The organism is Aquimarina macrocephali, from assembly GCF_051627225.1.
Taxonomy (GTDB): Bacteria; Bacteroidota; Bacteroidia; order Flavobacteriales; family Flavobacteriaceae; genus Aquimarina; species Aquimarina macrocephali.
Map to the genome: position 1 here is coordinate 1,575,377 of NZ_CP151795.1, position 18,247 is coordinate 1,593,623.

General features: G+C 32.7%; 18 protein-coding genes. 9 read left to right on the forward strand and 9 right to left on the reverse strand.

Going from position 1 to position 18,247, the window contains the following annotated elements; translation table 11 throughout:
- Positions 1–352: 352 nt before the first annotated feature.
- Positions 353–517 (forward strand): hypothetical protein, encoded by a 165-nt coding sequence (locus AAFU52_RS07170; RefSeq protein WP_438425955.1) that lies wholly within the window; start codon positions 353–355, stop codon positions 515–517.
- Positions 518–583: 66 nt separating this feature from the next.
- Here the strand turns inward: AAFU52_RS07170 and AAFU52_RS07175 are convergent, their stop codons facing one another.
- The 4 genes from AAFU52_RS07175 to AAFU52_RS07190 form a co-directional block, all read right to left on the reverse strand.
- Positions 584–1,492 (reverse strand): cupin-like domain-containing protein, encoded by a 909-nt coding sequence (locus AAFU52_RS07175; protein WP_024768304.1) that lies wholly within the window; start codon positions 1,490–1,492, stop codon positions 584–586.
- A gap of 160 nt (positions 1,493–1,652) precedes the next feature.
- Positions 1,653–2,756, reverse strand: coding sequence for a biotin synthase BioB (gene bioB / locus AAFU52_RS07180; protein WP_438425956.1), 1,104 nt, complete (start codon positions 2,754–2,756; stop codon positions 1,653–1,655).
- Positions 2,757–2,838: 82 nt separating this feature from the next.
- Positions 2,839–3,801 (reverse strand): alpha/beta fold hydrolase, encoded by a 963-nt coding sequence (locus tag AAFU52_RS07185; protein WP_438425957.1) that lies wholly within the window; start codon positions 3,799–3,801, stop codon positions 2,839–2,841.
- 85 nt (positions 3,802–3,886) lie between these two features.
- Positions 3,887–5,047 carry a beta-ketoacyl synthase N-terminal-like domain-containing protein gene (locus AAFU52_RS07190; protein WP_438425958.1) on the reverse strand — a complete coding sequence of 387 codons (1,161 nt, stop codon included), beginning with the start codon at positions 5,045–5,047 and terminating at the stop codon, positions 3,887–3,889.
- A gap of 128 nt (positions 5,048–5,175) precedes the next feature.
- On the opposite strand from AAFU52_RS07190, the gene AAFU52_RS07195 reads away from it, so the two are divergent.
- Together AAFU52_RS07195 and AAFU52_RS07200 are read left to right on the forward strand one after the other, a co-directional pair.
- A complete protein-coding gene (locus AAFU52_RS07195) occupies positions 5,176–5,625 on the forward strand; it encodes a cytochrome c oxidase assembly factor Coa1 family protein (RefSeq protein ID WP_024768308.1) in 450 nt (149 codons plus the stop codon).
- Positions 5,606–6,616: a hypothetical protein gene (locus tag AAFU52_RS07200; RefSeq protein ID WP_438425959.1), complete on the forward strand. Its 1,011-nt coding sequence runs from the start codon at positions 5,606–5,608 to the stop codon at positions 6,614–6,616. The genes AAFU52_RS07195 and AAFU52_RS07200 overlap by 20 nt, the downstream gene beginning before the upstream one ends.
- Here the strand turns inward: AAFU52_RS07200 and bioA are convergent.
- The 4 genes from bioA to AAFU52_RS07220 are packed head-to-tail and all read right to left on the reverse strand — an operon-like array spanning position 6,613 to position 10,079.
- Positions 6,613–7,878 (reverse strand): adenosylmethionine--8-amino-7-oxononanoate transaminase, encoded by a 1,266-nt coding sequence (gene bioA / locus AAFU52_RS07205; RefSeq protein WP_438425960.1) that lies wholly within the window; start codon positions 7,876–7,878, stop codon positions 6,613–6,615. The two genes, AAFU52_RS07200 and bioA, sit on opposite strands and share 4 nt — an antisense overlap.
- Before the next feature lie 40 nt (positions 7,879–7,918).
- Positions 7,919–8,539: a dethiobiotin synthase gene (gene bioD, locus AAFU52_RS07210; protein ID WP_438425961.1), complete on the reverse strand. Its 621-nt coding sequence runs from the start codon at positions 8,537–8,539 to the stop codon at positions 7,919–7,921.
- Entirely contained in the window at positions 8,536–8,937 is a 402-nt protein-coding gene (locus tag AAFU52_RS07215) for a putative signal transducing protein (protein WP_438425962.1), read from the reverse strand. The genes bioD and AAFU52_RS07215 overlap by 4 nt, the downstream gene beginning before the upstream one ends.
- Positions 8,934–10,079: an aminotransferase class I/II-fold pyridoxal phosphate-dependent enzyme gene (locus tag AAFU52_RS07220; protein ID WP_438425963.1), complete on the reverse strand. Its 1,146-nt coding sequence runs from the start codon at positions 10,077–10,079 to the stop codon at positions 8,934–8,936. Before AAFU52_RS07220 ends, AAFU52_RS07215 begins: the two co-directional genes overlap by 4 nt.
- A gap of 123 nt (positions 10,080–10,202) precedes the next feature.
- On the opposite strand from AAFU52_RS07220, the gene AAFU52_RS07225 reads away from it, so the two are divergent.
- The 6 genes from AAFU52_RS07225 (at position 10,203) to AAFU52_RS07250 (ending at position 15,276) form a co-directional block, all read left to right on the forward strand.
- Positions 10,203–10,724, forward strand: coding sequence for a DUF2975 domain-containing protein (locus tag AAFU52_RS07225; protein ID WP_438425964.1), 522 nt, complete (start codon positions 10,203–10,205; stop codon positions 10,722–10,724).
- Between the two features lie 2 nt (positions 10,725–10,726).
- A complete protein-coding gene (locus AAFU52_RS07230; RefSeq protein ID WP_024768315.1) occupies positions 10,727–11,239 on the forward strand; it encodes a DUF2975 domain-containing protein in 513 nt (170 codons plus the stop codon).
- 2 nt (positions 11,240–11,241) lie between these two features.
- A complete protein-coding gene (locus tag AAFU52_RS07235) occupies positions 11,242–11,448 on the forward strand; it encodes a helix-turn-helix domain-containing protein (RefSeq protein ID WP_024768316.1) in 207 nt (68 codons plus the stop codon).
- A 103-nt stretch (positions 11,449–11,551) separates the two neighbouring features.
- Positions 11,552–12,856: a metallophosphoesterase gene (locus tag AAFU52_RS07240; RefSeq protein WP_438425965.1), complete on the forward strand. Its 1,305-nt coding sequence runs from the start codon at positions 11,552–11,554 to the stop codon at positions 12,854–12,856.
- A gap of 71 nt (positions 12,857–12,927) precedes the next feature.
- Positions 12,928–14,730, forward strand: a complete 1,803-nt coding sequence (locus AAFU52_RS07245) for a M61 family metallopeptidase (protein WP_438425966.1) — start codon at positions 12,928–12,930, stop codon at positions 14,728–14,730.
- A gap of 6 nt (positions 14,731–14,736) precedes the next feature.
- Positions 14,737–15,276, forward strand: coding sequence for a GNAT family N-acetyltransferase (locus AAFU52_RS07250; protein WP_438425967.1), 540 nt, complete (start codon positions 14,737–14,739; stop codon positions 15,274–15,276).
- Here AAFU52_RS07250 and AAFU52_RS07255 read toward each other — a convergent pair.
- Positions 15,254–18,103, reverse strand: a complete 2,850-nt coding sequence (locus tag AAFU52_RS07255; RefSeq protein WP_438425968.1) for an alpha/beta hydrolase family protein — start codon at positions 18,101–18,103, stop codon at positions 15,254–15,256. The two genes, AAFU52_RS07250 and AAFU52_RS07255, sit on opposite strands and share 23 nt — an antisense overlap.
- Between the last annotated feature and the right edge of the window lie 144 nt (positions 18,104–18,247).

Below are 18,247 nucleotides of genomic sequence, written 5' to 3' on the forward strand. Positions count from 1 at the left end.
CTAAGTACTTCTTTTATTGGTTTTTTTATAGCTTCATTATTTTTATAATCGATCCACTTCTTTCCTCATGTTCTTCGCATAAAATTATCCAGACATCACATAAAAAACACGTTATACCAGGCTTTTTATCCATCATACCTGTAAATCTTTATCAAGTGTATCCGATTTTAAATTTAGGATAGGTTTAAAAAAATCAATATTATCCAAATTGCCTAAATCATTGTAAACGATAAGTAGACACAAAATTTTAGTCTATCTCAAAATATGAGACTCTTGCTTCTTAAGTTTGAACCAGAAAACGATAAAAAACTAAAACATTAATTAGAATTATAAATCTACAAATTATTTAACTATGAAAAATTTAAACGAATTAAAAGTAAGTGAATTAAGTTTTGAAGAAATTACTCAAATAGAAGGACGAGGTCCTATTGGAGACTTAATTGATGATATCGTAGAAGTTGTAGAAACTGCTGTTGAAGTGATTAAGAATTTAAAAAAATTCACCCCAACCTTGTAAACATGCTAAGAGATTTTTAATCAGATTTTTTCTGATAGTAAACATCCTTAGAAAACAAAATCTTGATTACTGAGTTTCTTGCTCATAGTCGAGGTTTTGTTTTTTAGAATAATCATTTCTTTTATTTGTTCGTAGAACTGCTTTATTATTTTTATAATCGATCCACTTCTCTCCTCTGGTTTTTCGCATAAAATTATCCAGATATCGCATAAAAAACACGTTATAACAAGCTTTAGAAAACTGAGTAACTCCTTGGGCTGCAGAACGGATACTCATAGAAAATCCTGGAGTTAAATATGTCATGTGGTGCCAGTACCCTTCGGGCATATACAATGTCTCGCCATGTTTTAAATTTGCAATATACCCTTTGGCATGCTTTAACGCAGGCCATTTTTTAAAATCAGGATTTGTGTAATCTATTCCTTGATGAGATAGTAGTGAATGTGGTAATTTGTATAAATACTTTGTTTCTGAAGGTGGAAATAATATACATTGTTTTTCTCCATGAAAGTGAAAATGAAGAATATTGGCTAAATCAATATCGTAATGCATAAATACTTTAGAGCCACTACCTCCGAAAAATAAAAATGGTAGTTTCTTCATAAATTTTAACCCTATCTCTTCTGGGTATCTAAAATCCTCTTGAAGCAAAGGTGCTTCTTTTAGTAAATTATATAAAAAAATACGATAATTGGTAGGCCCTTGTTCAAGTAGATTAAGATATTCTCTCATTCTCATACTAGTATGAGCCTCATTAAATCTACGCTCAGACGAAACTGGTCGGTCATCATACAAAGGAACAGTCTTATTACCTGCTACATCATTGATATAAGAAAGATTCCATTTCGTATACGCTGGCCAATCTACAGTCAACTGTTCGATTACAACCGGCTTTTGTAATGTTACATATTTCTTAAGAAATTCTTCTTTGGTAATTGTTTTTACCCTTGGTATTTGTTCTAAATTTAATTTCACTTACTAAAAAATAAGCCATAAGAATTAACGCGATATCAGCCAAAAGTAGGTGATGGCAATTTTATACTGATCTACATCAACATAATCCGACGATTAAAAAAATAAAAGACGTAGAGAGAATATTATAAAACCTTTAATTTTTTAAAAGGCCTTGATATCTTTACTTATCCGCTATTATTCCTTTAGCTTTCTGTTTTGCTGTTTGATTTCTTTCGATAGTATGGTCTGGTCTGGACCATTTAGGCTTTTCTCCCAGAGGTTCAAAAATAGAATCTTCTGCTTCAATTGTTTCTGGTTGAGCCTTTTTTACAAACGGTTTTTGCGGATTAAGTCCTAATGTTTTAAACATCTCCATGTCCTTATTTACATCTGGATTAGGAGTCGTTAGTAGTTTATCTCCTGCAAAAATAGAATTTGCTCCTGCAAAGAAACACATCGCTTGCCCTTCTCTACTCATTTCGGTTCTTCCTGCAGATAATCGTACTTGTGTTTTTGGCATAACAATTCTGGTAGTAGCTACCATTCTAATCATATCCCATATCTCTACAGGCTTTTCATCTTCCATTGGTGTCCCTTCTACTGCTACTAAAGCATTTATGGGTACCGATTCGGGCTGAGGGCTTAATTTTGACAATGCTGTCAACATTCCTGCTCTATCACTTACTTCTTCTCCCATACCGATAATACCACCACTACAGACAGTTACATTAGTTTTACGAACATTATCAATCGTTTTTAATCGATCCTCATATCCTCTGGTAGAAATTACTTCTTTATAGTATTCTTCTGAAGTGTCTAAATTGTGGTTATAGGCATATAATCCTGCCTCTGCTAATCGCTGTGCCTGATTTTCGGTGATCATACCCAAGGTACAGCATACTTCCATATCAAGTTTATTAATCGTACGAACCATCTCCAGCACATTTTCAAATTCTGGACCGTCTTTAACGTTACGCCAGGCAGCTCCCATACATACTCTAGAACTTCCAGAAGATTTTGCACGAAGTGCTTGTGCTTTTACTTGCTGTACGCTCATCAGGTCATTTCCTTCGATATCAGTATGATATCTGGCTGCTTGTGGACAATATCCACAATCTTCAGGACATCCTCCTGTTTTAATAGATAACAGGGTAGATACCTGTACAACATTTGGATCATGATATTCGCGATGAATAGTTGCTGCTTTATACAGTAAATCCATCATAGGTGTATTGTAAATATCAAGAATCTCTTGCTTGGTCCAATCGTGTCTAATAACGCTCATAAATCATCTAAATCTAAAAGTCAAATGTAAGAAAATCTGGTGTATTTGTATCAATTAATATGATAAACTCATATCTCAAAAATTAATGCTTTATCTCTAAAAAACGCTCAAACAGTTTAAAAAACTTTTCTGGCTCTTCCAGATATGGGTTATGACCACTTTTTTCAAACATTACAAACTCTGCCTTAGGCATATAGGTTTTATACTGTATTGCAAATTCTGGAGTAGACACACCATCATAACGCCCAGCAATGATTAAAGTTGGTGATTGTATTTTCTTTAACTCTTTTCTAAAATCTATATCTCCCATATCACCCGTAACATGAAAATCAGCATCTCTACCAATAATGGTATAATACACATCAGAGTTCCATGAACGTTTTACTTCTTTGGGTACAGGTTGTCTTAATTCTGTATTATGATAGTATATATATTTTGTTGGAAAATCTCCATATACTTTCGAAAACTCTGAATCACTAGATACAAATCCTTCTGATCGTAATGAATCAACTACTTTCCATTTTTCTGGAAAGTGTGTTTTGGCGTAATGATTATAACTATCACAATTTGCCTGCCACATTAATCCACTATGAAACCCATTAATCAATATCATCTTCTCGGTATATTGAGGATATTTTAAAGCATAGGCTTGAGCAACTACTGTACCATAAGAATGCCCTACTACTGTCCATTTAGTCAACTGCAACGCTTTTCTAATACCTTCTAACGTTTCTACATCACCTCGTATAGAATATTCCTTGATATCCTTAGCATCATCAGACAGTCCTCTCCCTAAACCATCAAAAAAAACTACTTGCCGATTTTTATGATATTTCCCAAAATTACCCTGCATATAATCATGAGAATTTCCGGGTCCTCCTGCAATAAATACTATTGGATTTCCTTTACCTTTAGTTTCTACATTAATCTTGTATCCATTTATATTGATTAGCTGAGATTCAAACTCACTATGAATAGTTTCTTGTGCATGGACTGAAAAAAGTAAGATAAGACTTACTAAAAAAAGAGTGATTTGTGTTTTCATGTATTATAAATCTTTTTAATTACTTGAGAACGCATATAACAGCATTCTAATACCAAAAATTTTATATTCCAAATATCGCAAAAAATTAAAGACGCTCGAGCAAAATACTAACAGCATTGCCTCCAAAACCAACAGCGTTTACTATTATTTTGTTTAACTGCTTAGGAAGTTTATCGTATGTTACAAAGGGGACCGGAATAAATTCCTGATGTTTTAGCATTAATACTGCAAGCTCCAAACTCAAGATCCCGCTGGCACCAAAGGTATGTCCTATTTTCCATTTATTAGTTGTCAAAGCGGGTAATGAGTCTTTAAAAACAGCTTTAATAGCATTATATTCTGCCAAATCTCCTTTTGCTGTGCCAGGTGCGTGCAATACAATAGCATCTACCTCATCTGCAGGGGTTTCACCTAAAGCCAATTTCATGGATTTTTGAAAACAATCTGCCTCTGTAGATATAGATATATTATGCTTTAATGGTTCTGTAGCATAACCAATACCTCCTATTAAAGCCAAAGCATTTTCTTTCACTCCTTTTTCTAAACATGCAATAGCAGCACCTTCACCAAGAAACATAGAATTTCTTTTTTTATTCCAATTCATTGCCTGGCATGGATAAGCCGCCTTATCATTTGATGCATATATCTTAAGGGCTTTCATTTGTGCAATAGTAAATGGTGTTAATGGAGCTTCACTTCCGCCAACCAAAAATTGATCTGCCAAACCCGATTGCAACCAGGCAACACCATTAAGCACAGCATGTAGTGCCGTAGAACATGTAATCGAGTGACTTATTTCTGGCCCACTGGTTTGTAAATCATGAGCAATCCACGATGAAATATTTCCGAGCGTAGTCGTAGGTGAACTTAACGTAGATGATTTACCGCTTTTTAGAAACTCCTGATGATATTTTTCAAAAAGCCCTGTTGCCCCACGAGAAGAACCTATATTAATCCCAAAATTACGATCTCCATTCCATCCAGCATTTTTAACTGCTTGTCTGGCGGCAAAAACACCAAAAAGAACAGAGTCATCCAATGCCTCATAATGAGAACTCTCTGCTCTTAATTCTTTTATTTTTTGTTTTGCGTTTTGAGAAAGTAATGCAATCGGGGCTTGTTCTCCTTCAAAATCTTTAAAAGAGATACGATGTGATGGATCTTTATATGCTTTCCATATATCGCCAGAAGAAACTCCCAATGGAGATATAGAAGAAATTCCTGTTATTGATATTTTTTGTTGCAATTTTCAAGTTTTGGCAAATGTACTGGTTTGTTCTATCTTGTTCAATAGTAATATCATTTATCATAAGATTTTAGTAACAAAAAACACATTTTAGATACTTATCTTTATAGGATATAATAATAAAAATTATGGAAGAGCATATACAACAAAAAAGCTGGTTTGCCAGAAATTGGGGATGGGCAGTTCCTGTAGGGGGTTGTCTTACTCTTATTGTCATATTTTTTATTTTTTTGGGCTCTCTAATATTTGGTGTGAGTGAGTTAATTACTGAGTCTACTCCTTACAAGGATGCTCTTGTTAAAGTAAATGACGATGAATATACAGTAAATATCCTGGGAGAACCTATAGAAACTAATGGTATAATGAACGGTAGTCTTTCATATAAGAATAACACAGGATCCGCAGATATATCAATTCCTATAAAAGGGCCAAAAGGTGAGGCACAATTATTTGTTGTAGGCACCAAACAGAATGATCAATGGACCTATAAAGAAATGTATGTGATCATTGATGAGACCGATGAACAAATTGACTTGTTAGGATATCAACAAAATGAGTATGACAACGAAAACCCATAGTAACTTAGTAGTGTTTGGAGTACCATTACTCCTTATTTTATCAGTGATTTTGATCACCAAATCACAAATATTTGCAACAAATACTAGTGCATTATCAATTGGTATCACTCTTGATCTACTTTTTACTATACCTATTGTTTATTTTATATTAATCAAAAAGAAAAATATTCCTAAAACTACAATCGTCCCTTTTTTTATTCTGGGAATGGTTATCGCTTCTTATATTATCCCGCAAGAGCATCAATCTATACTAAATTGGGCAAAAAACTGGGTTTTTCCTTTTGTAGAACTGGGAGTTGGTGTTTTTGTGTTTTATAAAGTTCGCCAAACCATAAAAAGATATAAAGCAAATTCAAAACAGGAGTTAGATTTTTTCTCTGCGTTAAAGGAAACTTGTAGTGAAATTGCACCTGGTAAAATTGCAATATTTCTTACCATGGAGCTTGCGGTATTCTATTATGGATTCATATCCTGGAAAAAGAGAATCCTAGCTGAAAATGAATTTACTTATCATAAAAACAGCGGAACCATTTCTTTATTAGCTGCACTTATCGTAATCATTGGTGTTGAAACCTATGTACTACATATTCTTTTATTAAAATGGAGTGCAATTGCTGCATGGATTGCAAGTATATTGAGTGTATATTCCAGTATTCAAATCTTTGGTTTTCTAAAATCTATTATTAAAAGACCCATTATCATAGAAGATGGCATCTTGCATCTACGCTATGGTATCCTTAGTGAAACCACAATAGATATTAATACTATTGAATCTATAGAAATCACAAGCAAAGAAATCGAATTCGATACTAAGACTATAAAATTATCTCCACTTGGTGAGTTAGAAAGTCATAATATGCTAATTACTTTGAAACAAGAAAATACATTTTCTGGACTTTATGGAATGAAAAAGACCTATAAAACGATAGCATTTTTTATTGATGACAAAGAGAGATTTACATCTTCTATAAAAGAGGCGTTAAAAAATTAAACACCCTCTAACAACTCAACAATCGTATCATACACCTTCTGTAATTGTTCTTGAGTAATCACATAAGGAGGCAAAATATAAACCGTGCTTCCCAGTGGTCTTAATGCTACGCCATTTTTCATGAAATGGTCAAATATCTCATAACGTTTTTTACCATAACGATCCATCTCAATATCCAGATCCAAAGCGTAGATCACTCCTGCTTGCCTAGTTCTTTTAATTTTAGGGTGGTCTTTGATTTTAGCATCAAAATCCTTGTGAGACATTGTTATTCTGTCAATATTATTTTGGATTTCTTCACTTTGTAAAAGTGCTATCGCCGCGAGGGCTACCGAGCAAGCTATAGGATTAGCAGAGTACGTATGTGCATGAAAAAAGGCTTTGCCAATAGAATCATCAAGAAAGGCATCATAGATTTCCTGAGTACAGCTTGTTACCGCCATAGGTACGAATCCTGCTGTTAAAGCTTTAGACATCGAAATAATATCTGGTTTGGTTTCTACATGATCAGAAGCAAACGTTTTTCCGGTTTTTCCAAAACCCGTCATCACCTCATCTGCAATGGTAATTATGGTATTGTCTTTACAAATAGTAAGGATTTGATCCAAATATCTCGCTTCGTACATATGCATTGCATTGGCTCCCTGTACTAGTGGCTCATATATAAAAGCAGCTACTTCATTAGTTGCGATACACTCTTGTAATTCTTTTATAACAATATCAATATTTTCAAAATTAGGAGTAGGAATACGTTTAACATTTATAAAAAAATCTTCAAACGGACCGTTATACACTGATAATCCTGAGGCAGACATAGCTCCAAAAGTATCTCCATGAAAACCATCTTCAAAAGCGATAATTGTATTTCTTTTTTCTCCTCTATTAAAATGGTATTGTAGTGCCATTTTAATTCCTACTTCATTGGCGGTAGAACCATTATCTGAAAAGAATATCTTTTCTTGATTATCTGGTAATATTTTTATCAATTCTTCAGATAATTTTATGGCAGGTTCGTGAGTAAAACCAGCAAATACAATCTGATCTAATTGCTGCATTTGAGATTGCACTTTCTCTAAAATATAATCATTGCAGTGACCATACATGGCAGTATACCAGGAAGCAATTCCATCGATGTATGTATTCTCATCTTCATCATAAAGCAAGGCTCCTTTTGCTTTTATAATTGGTAATGCTTCGGGATGTATTTTATGCTGGGTGAGTGGATGCCAAAGATGTTTTTTATCTCTTTCTTTTAAAGTCATATGTGTGTCATTTCCGCGAAAGCGAATATTTTTATAAATACTAAAGTGATTTTAATTTATCTCTAAATAATTCTGCATATTCTGCAATCACCATTTTATCAAAATAAGGCTCATTATCAATTCTTCCTATAACTGTAACTCCTGTCATTTCTTTTATGATACTTTCGGTAGTTTTATGTGCTGCCCCATTAAAAATAACAGATATAGTACATCCTTTTTCTTTTAAAATCTGGATGGTCATTAAGGTATGATTAATACTTCCCAAATAATGTCTGGAAACTACAATAACATGGTAATCAGAATGTATTAAATCCAGGATCGTATTGTTATTATTTAATGGCACCAATAATCCCCCGGCACCTTCAATAACTAAATGATTATTTGTTTTGGGAAGTGTTATTTTATCAATTTCGATAAAAACCTGATCAATTTCTGCCGCAGCGTGTGGACTCATCGGCGTTTTTAAAGCGTAACTATTGTCGTGAAACTCAGATTTTGAATTAGACACTAGTTCTTGTACTTTATCGGTATCTGAATATTCTAAATCCCCTGCCTGTATCGGTTTAAAGTAATCAGCCTGCAATGCCTCAACCACAATTGCCGAAGCTATAGTTTTGCCAACTTCTGTACCTATTCCTGTAACGAATATCTTTTTATTCATTTTAAGTAAAATTTGTGATTACAGTCCTCACATCTATATTTCGTTTTTTGATTAATTGGTAACATAAACAATAGAAGAAGAACTAAACTTTTAAGGCTATCGATTGTTGAATCCAGAACTATTTTTTTTCCATTACAGTTTGGACAACAAATAGATTCTCCCTGATCATCTATAGCATATTCTTGTATACTTTCTATAATCTGCAGTGCTTTCTGTTCGTCTTCTGCTTTTACTCTCAATTTAACGCCTCCGATAGCATTACTTACCAAAGGATCTGTATCAATAGTATGCATATCCATAGTAAAAACCTGGATTCCTTCTGATTCTATTCTTCCTTTGATGATCAATGCTTCTGCCGAATATTGAAAAACAGCGACAGTTTTAAATGTTTCGCTCATATGCATACAAAAGTAGCAAGTAGTTCTAAGACTTCCGAGATTTCTTCTTTAGAATTATAAGAATGTAAACAAAAGCGCAATCGTTCTTTACCTTGTGGCACAGTAGGTGACAAAATCGGCTTGACATCAAATCCCTTTATCTGAATTTGGTTTGCAACTTTTTTCACGTTTTCATTGCCCGAAATAATACAGCAATGTATTGCAGAATTACTTTTAATAAATCTTGATGTTAGATGTTTGGATTTAAGTTCTTGGTCGAAAAAAGTAATATTTTCAATGAGTTTTTCAATTTCAGATGTACATTTAAGTTCTTCATACGCCATTTGGATTGTTGCAATAGAGTGTGGTGGTAATCCGGTAGTATATATAAAACTTCTACAAAAATTTACTAAGTATGCTTTTAGATCCTTTGATCCTAAAACAACTGCTCCATGGCAACCTAAAGCCTTACCAAAGGTATTGATTCTTGCAAAAACCTGATTTTCTAACCCTAATTTCTGGAGTAGCCCCACACCATAGTCTCCAAATACACCAGTCGCATGTGCTTCATCTACAATAAGGTGGTAACTATATTTCTGGCAAAATGCTATTAACGATTTTAAGTCTGGACAATCCCCATCCATTGAAAAAACAGACTCTGTGACGATATATATTTCTTGATCGCTTCTCTCATTTCGATTTCGCTCAATCTGAAAATTTAGGTCTTCTATATCATTGTGTTTAAATTTATACGATTTTGCATTACTCATCTGCATCCCATCTCTAATAGAGGCATGGATTAGTTCATCATAAAAAATAACATCTCCTCGTTGTGGTACCGAAGAAAAAAAACCAACATTAGCATCATACCCAGAATTAAAAATCAAAGCTTCTTCAGCATTATGAAAATCTGCAAGCATGTTTTCAGCTTCTACATATAATTTATGATTTCCAGAAAGCAAACGAGAACCTGTTGCTCCGTTTTTTTGTAGTGTTTTTTTAACCAATAATTGATGTGCTCCTTCAAAAATTATCTTGGATGATGTAAATCCCAAATAATCATTAGACGAGAAATCAATCAACCCTTTAGAATCAGTTAATAACCGAAGAGAGTTATTTTCGATACGATTATTTAGTTTTTGCTTTAGTTTTCTGGAAATCATGTTTCAAAGATACCACGAGGTTTTAGAAAGCTAAAACCAAAAATTAAAAAATAGGTTTTTTTGACAAAAATTATCGTTTATCAATAATTTTTGTATATTTGTTATCGTTAAACGATAATAAAAATGAAAACAAAACAAGTTTTAAGTGCAATGAAAATAGTATCATGGATTATATTCATTGGTTTATGTATTAAGTTGGGAGCAATACTCATTTCGAGTGCAATAAGTCTTCTTGTAAACGAAGAGGCCACCAAGGATCTATATCTAGGTTTAGATTTATCAAATCTTTATAATTTTTCCATTCAGTATTATATTATGCTTCTATCACTAATTGTTTCCATATTAGCTTTTAAGGCATATATGTTTTATTTAATCATTAGGATTTTTTCAAAAATTGATTTTGATAAGCCATTTACTCCTGTTGTAGCAAATCTAATTTCTAATATTAGCTATGTCTCATTATGGATAGGTTTATTAGCTTATTTTGCAAGTAGGTACAGCAAATGGTTATTAAAGAAAGGGGTTGTTTTTGAACTAGATTTCGGAAGCTCAGAATTCCTTTTCATGGCCGGAATTATCTTTATTATTGCATTGATTTTTAAACGAGGTATTGAAATTCAATCTGAAAATGAATTAACAATATAACTATGAAAATGTTCGGAAAAAAATCATTGTCAACATTATTGTTTTATGTGACCAGAGTTACTGCTATCGGATACGGGGTTTTTCTATTATTTATTGCATTTGCTATGGTTACTAATTCTTTTTTAAATATCTCTGGTAATAATTTTCAGATTAAGATTCCTTATACCGACTCGGTAATAAAGGGAGTGTATGAAATCAATACATTTGCATCAATTATTGTATTCTTCTTTTTTTATGCGTCATTTTTCTATGTCTTATCGCTTGTTTTTGAGACTTTTAAAGCAGAAACTTTATTTTCAAAAAATGCGATAAAGCATTTGACTTATTTTACAATTATAAATTTATTCTTTCCCGTATTATATGGTAGCATTCAGTTGCTTATTTTTCAAGGAGGAAATTTTAATGATTTGTATGCAGTGTTTTTACATATCATACTAGGTGTTTTTGCTCTTTTTATTGCAACCATATTTAGGCAAGGAGTTCAATTACAGGAAGAAAACGAACTAACAATATAACTATGCCAATAATTGTAAATCTTGATGTGATGCTAGCCAAGCGAAAAATGAAGAGTAAAGAATTGGCAGAAAAAATTGGCATTACCACTGCTAATCTCTCTATTCTCAAGTCTGGAAAAGCTAAAGCAATACGTTTTTCAACACTAGAAGCTATTTGCAAGGTTCTGGATTGTCAGCCATCTGATATTTTAGAATACATCGAAGAATAAATTTATATCCAGAATTAAGTAATCTCAATTTTCTGAACTATTTATTATAGGCAATGATCACATGTCATTGCCTAAGAAAACTATTGTCTAAATCGAAACAAAAATGAAAAAGATCAAAAAATGGAAATTATTTCTACTTTATCCAATATTAGGGATACTTACCCTAATTCTGATTATTATAGTTTACAAACTAAATCAGAGTACTGTTATATTGACAGAGAATGGTATTTACAAAACACTTAAGGTTCCTATAAGATCAAAATTTATTGATTTTAATGCTACTTTGGCTGGGGCTGCAGATACCCCGACATTTGATGATGATTTTATTGAAGGCCCTATTGTTACATATCAAAAAGACAATACCATATCTGTAGATTGGTATCAAAATGATAAAGCACACCACAAAACGTATGATTCTATTATTAAAAACTTTACCATTGATACTACCCTAAATTTATCCTTGCCAGAAATTAAAGTACCTGTCACAGAAATTACAACTACTCCTGATAAGATTGCTTTTATTAGTGACATTCATGGAGATTATGAATATATGGATACTCTTTTAAAAAACCTTAAGGTTATTGATTCTCTCGGTAATTGGAGTTTTGGAGAAAACCATTTGGTTATTGCAGGAGATATGGTTGATCGTGGAACTAAAGTGAGTACAGTACTATGGAAAATAGTTCAGCTTTCAGAACAGGCAGAATTAGCTGGAGGAATGATTCATTATCTACTTGGAAATCACGAACAGTATGTTCTCAGAGGGAATTTCAGTCGTGTACATCCTGCCAATTTATTTGCTATTCAGCAGATGATGTCTTTTAAAGATGCTTTTTCTAATAAAACATATATAGGACAATGGTTAAGAACACGACCTGTACTACTAAAAATCGGAACCATCCTAATTACTCATGGAGGAATTAGTCCCGAAACCGCAACAAAAAAATATTCTATAAAGCAAATAAATCAAGCTATTTGGGATTATTGGAACGACAAACCCATTGATGAAAATCTTAAAGAAATTATATTAGGAAAAACAGGAGTAACTCAATATAGAGGCTATGTAAAACAAAACGATGAAATTAAAAAATCTTCAAAAAAAGAAGTAGAAGAGATTCTTAAAGTTTATAATGCATCTCATATAATTGTCGGGCATACTAATGTTTCTACTATTGAACCGCTTTATGATGGATATATATACAACATTAATGCTATTGAAACATCTCCGCAGGCATTATTCTTTGAAAATGGAATCCCAAAAATTATAAATACCGGAGTTATAAAAAAGGAAAAAACACCACAGGTATATTTTCGGGATTTTTCTTTTTTCAAAGTAAATGATTTGAAGATGGTAGCATTAACAATAAAAAATATTGTTAAACTTTCTAGTATAAGTCATCCTTATTAAAAAGTTATCTAAAAAGAACTACAATTAATACCTATATTTGATTTTCATCATCATTTCACAAACAAATCATAATGAAATTAGTACAGATATTAATTGCGATACTATGTGTTCAGTTAGGCTTCTCTCAATCAAAAAATCAATATCATATTTCTTTTGACAATGCTGTTCATCATGAAGCTAAAATACAAGCTACATTTTCTGATATAAAAACAGATATTATTTCTTTACGAATGAGTAGGACATCCCCTGGAAGGTATGCTTTGCATGAATTTGCAAAAAATGTTTATGATGTAAAGGTTACTGATAGTCAAGGTAAAAAAGTTAAGGTAACCCGCCCTAACCCTCATCAATGGGATATTTCCGGTCATGATGGCACCATTAAAGTATCCTATATTCTATTTGCAGATCGAGGAGATGGAACGTATTCTCAAATTGATGAAACTCATGCACACCTCAATATTCCTGCTACTTTTATGTTTGCTCCTGCTCTTAAAGACAGCCCTATAGAAGTAACTTTTGATACTAGAAAAGATCTAAACTGGAAGATTGCCACGCAACTTTTTCCTGTTGGAAACAATAAATATACCGCACCTAATCTACAGTATTTTATGGATAGCCCTGTAGAAATTAGCAATCACTCGGTAAAAGCATTTACCGTTCAATCTGAAGGTTCAGAATACACCATACAATTTGCATTACACCACTTAGGGACCGAAGAAGAAGCTAATACTTATTTTGAAAAAGTCAAAAAAGTAGTACTGCAAGAGAAAGAAGTGTTTGGAGAATATCCAAAATTTGACAACGGAACCTATACTTTTTTAGCCTGTTATATGCCGAATGTATCTGGCGATGGTATGGAACACAGAAACTCTACTATCCTAACCAGTACTCGTAGTCTTGCCAAGGAGGGAATGGACAGAAACATAGGAACTGTTTCTCATGAGTTTTTTCATGCCTGGAATGTAGAACGTATACGACCAAAAACATTAGAGCCTTTTGATTTTGAAAAAGCCAATATGTCTGGAGAATTATGGTTTGCAGAAGGATTTACCAGTTATTATACGGGATTAATTTTATGCAGAGCAGGTATTATAAGTCAGGAACAATATATACAAGGGTTAGCAAGGTCTTTTAATTATGTATGGAACTCTCCTGCCAGAGTGTATTTTAATCCTACAGAGATGAGCTACCAGGCTCCTTTTGTAGATGCAGCAACATCTGTAGATCCTGTAAACAGAGGAAATACATTTATATCATATTACTCTTATGGCAGTATGCTAGGGTTAGCTCTGGATTTATCCTTAAGAAACTATAAGGATAGCCTTAATCTTGATGACTACATGAAGCTTGTTTGGCAAAAATATGGAAAAACCGAAATCCCGTATACAGAAGAGCATCTGTTAACCACACTGCGCGAATATGCAGGAGAGTCGTTTGCCAATGATTTCTTTGATAAATATATCAATAGTAGCCAGGTACCAGATTATAAAACTCTATTTGCTAATTTTGGAATTTCAATGATTAATAATCAAGAAAAAGTATACTTTGGAGGAGTACCCATAAAGTTTGAAAACAACGATGCTTTTATCTCTGATTACCCAAAAAAGGGATCTCCAGCTTATACGACAGGATTAGATAAAGATGATATTATTATAGCTATAAATGAAGATCCTATTACAGATGAAAAGCAATTATCTGAGGTGCTAAAAAAATACATTCCTGGTAAAAAGGTAACGATAACCTATAAAAGATTAGGTAAGGAAGTAAAAACAGAAATGACTTTTACTACACATCCAGATATTGAGACCAAATTACTACAAAACGCTGGTAAGGAAGCCATAAATAAACGCGAGAACTGGTTAAAATCTAAATAATATACAATGAATATAACTTATACTGTTATTAGTTCTGAGACAGAATTACAGCAGATTTTAGTGCTTCAGCGTAATAACCTACCTGTTTCAATTTCTCAAACAGAAAAAGAAGCAGAGGGTTTTGTTTCTGTACAACATGATCTTGATATTCTAAGAAAAATGAATAGCAAACAACCTCATATCATTGCTAAAGATGGTGATAAAGTAGTTGGGTATGCATTGTGTATGCTAAAAGATTTTAAAGAGGATATAGAACTACTAAAGCCCATGTTTTCTATAATCGAAAATCACTTAGATTCTTCTATATCCTATGTAATAATGGGACAGGTATGTATTGATAAAGCCTATCGTAAACAAGGGATTTTTAGAGGTCTGTATCAAACCATGAAAACCGAATTACAAGACAAATATAATCTCCTAATCACCGAAGTAGCATCAAATAATTTGCGTTCTTTACAAGCGCATTATGCCATCGGTTTTAAAACATTAATCACTCATGAATCTGATGGTACAGAATGGCATCTTATTCATTGGAACTGGGCGTAATACTTGATGCTCTTGTATTCTCTAAACCATACCCCAAGTCTTTTCCTTTTTGTATTCTAGGAACCCCTTTGGTCATCCATTTAGGGGCAGGCTCTCCTTTTAAATAATAATCAAAAAATTGCATCATTCTGATAGAAAGGTCCTGCCTGTTTTTCACTTTTTTCAAATTATGAGCTTCTTCATTATACACCAGTAACCATACTGGTTTTTGTAATCTACGCATTCCCATAAACATTTCTATACCTTGATAATAAGGTACTGCTCCATCATTGTCATTATGCATCATTAGCAATGGAGTTTCTATTTTAGGGATACCAAAAAGTGGTGAATTTTCAATATAAAGATCAAATCCATCCCATAAGTTTTTACCTAATCTACTTTGTGTTCTTTCGTATTGAAATGCTCTGCTCAATCCCGATTTCCATCTGATTCCACCATAAGCAGAAGTCATATTACTCACTGGTGCGCCCGCCATCGCTGCTTTAAACTTGTTAGTAACAGTTACCAAATATGCCACCTGATATCCTCCCCAGCTTTGCCCTTGTATTCCTATATTATCTCTATCTATATATCCTAATTCTTCTAAGGCTTCTACTCCAGAGACTATACAATTGTATGCACTGGCTCCAGGTTTACCTTCATCATATACAATATCGGGAACAAACATGATATAATCATTACTTACCAAATATGAAGGGTTTACAATAGAAGCACTGGGTCTAGGTATATGATAATTACGATAGCTATCAGATCGTTTTTCATAAAAATAAGTGATCAAAGGGTATTGTTTGGAAGGATCAAAATCTTCGGGTTTATAAATAATTCCCTCTAGTTTTTTACCATCATATGTTTTCCAGGAAAACAATTCTGAAGTTCCCCACTTAAAATCTTTTTGATGTGGATTTACTGCTGTTATTCTATGTGAGTTTTGAAATGTATTTGTTGATACATAAAGATCAGAAAATGTAGTAAAGTTTTGTTTTCTATAGCTATACACCTCGGCATTCTTTGCCTTTCGATAGGAGTTGATACGAAACTCTGACGGCCTGATTTTTTCTATCAATTTTCCTTTTCGTAAAGTATACAATCCAGAAGTTTTTGTTATCTTATCAAAACTGGTAATCAATAATTCTTTATCACTATATGTTGCTTTGTTTTTTTGTTCAGGATCCAACATTTTTGTTCTGTATTCAACATTGTTTTTCCTTCCATTTTGTGTAAGATTCTTTGGTTTTTCTTTTCCAGAAAGAGAAACTCGCCAAATATCAAATTTATCATAAATCAATGCGTTTCCTTTCGAATCAAATCCCCCAAAACCATAAGGAGAAGGTAATGAAGGGTGATCATCATCTTCATCATAAAATGCTACATCCAACTCTTTGGTAAGGTTTGTTTTTTTTATAGCCGATAAATCAATCGAAAACCAATGTTTTTCTTTCATATCATAATGCAATGCATATTGCCCATCTGGAGAAAGAATAGGTTGCCTTCCTTTGTTTTTAAGAATCAAATGTTTATTTCCCGTATTGGTATTAATCACATAATAATCTTTTGTCCATGGATAATCCCATGAACGCATTACATCATATGGAGATGTTGTTGACCCTACTATATATTGTTGTTGCTTATTTTTATCAAAATTAAGAGTTTCGATTGTCTGATCCTGAATGTGAATGTACTGGCTAGATTTGGTATTATAATAAGACAAAAATGCTTTTTTATTAAGCTGTTCAGATTTTGATTTCTGTTCTGGCTGAATCAATTTATCCTGCCAATTCCAAACATCTACCTGTGGTATTTCATCTTTTAATAATGTAGTATCTTTTGAGTACACTACTTTTGGTTTTGAATAAAAATATAACCTATCCCCATTATCAGAGAAAAAAGGTGTCTGATCTTTACTCAATTCCCAGTTTTCTCTAAGGTTCTTATCTGGGGTATTTACAAGCTTTTGTAGCTCCTTATTTTTATAATAATACAATTCAAACTTTAAGGAGTCTATTGCTGTAGAATCAACGGCAGATAGATAAACAAATTGATTTCCATCTTTATATACTGCCAGCTTATCATAAATATATTTTGTAGTATCAATAGCAACTTTTGCTCCAGATGTTAAGTGATACTCGTAGACTCCGATATCTTTTTGTTTATCCTTTTTATTTTTCAAAGTATAATAAAATGTCTTGCCTTTCTCGGGTAGAATAAAATCTTTTATTTGATGAATTGTATCTTTCTGTTTTGTTTTTAAATTATAAACCAATGCATAATTCTGTTTAAACGCCATTGGAGCATTTTTATCTATACTATCCGTTTTTTGCTCAGAGTTTGCCTTTTTCTTTCCTTTTTCCTTCTTTTTTACTTTTTTAAAATTTTCAACAACCAACCAACCATCTTGTTTTTTGGGCATTTTATATTTTTTCACCCTTAAGATAGAATCATAAATAGTATTATTTTTCACATCGTAGACAAACAATACATCTTTAGTTCTATTTTCCTTTTTTATTTCTTCCTTCTTTTCTTTTCTGGTGAGTTGATATTTAGGTCTTTTCTTAAAAACTACATAGCTCTCATCTAAGGATATTGAAGTATCGTACCCATTAGGGTACTTAAATTTAGTTTTATTTTGAGTATTATATATCTCTATATAGCCATCTCCTCTTTTGGTATTGGTTTCAATAGTAGATACAATTAATTTCCCTTTATCTGATATTTTAACATCAGTAATATTTTTCCATAAATCGTAGTCAGCATGAGTCAATGTTTTTTTCTGGGCAGAAATCAATGAGGTGCTTAGTATAACTACAAAGGTGATCAGTCTTTGAATCATATGTAAGGTTTTAATAATTAGAGTGATTATATATGCTCTGGAAAAGTATAAAACCTTTTTACTAAAAAAGGCTGTTTAACATAATTTTATCTAAAAACCAGCTATTTAGACAGGCAGTCTTATTTATTTTATTAGATAATTCAA